We start from the raw sequence: 335 nt of genomic DNA on the forward strand, positions 1-335 counted from the left end.
CAGCAGAAGTGCGAGGACGCGGCCATCAACGTGTTCCGCAAGAACGAACTGGAAATGTCGGCGCCCCGCTATCAGCAGCTGCGCAACTGGCTCACCACGCTGCCGTTCCTGATGCAGGAGGGGCTGTGGGACGACATGCGGCACATGGGGGCGACCCTGCGCTGCAAAAGCTTTAACGCGGTGAACCTGATGCCGGTGGTCGCAGAACGGCAGATGTCTCCCTTCGGCAGCCCGCTGCCCACCTACCGGGGGCAACTGGCTTTTTTTGATATGTTCAGCAAAAAGAACGGCACCACCAACGCCAACATTGCGGTGACCGGTACCACCGGGGCGGG

Annotated in this window: 1 pseudogene; it reads left to right on the top strand. The window is 61.8% G+C overall.

The annotated features are described in order from the left end of the window. Positions 1 to 335: pseudogene (locus CBW22_RS25715) on the top strand (type IV secretion system protein TraC); the annotation flags it as partial.

Origin of the sequence: Pantoea sp. VS1, assembly GCF_002207995.1 — a bacterium.
Classification (GTDB): domain Bacteria; phylum Pseudomonadota; class Gammaproteobacteria; order Enterobacterales; family Enterobacteriaceae; genus Pantoea; species Pantoea dispersa.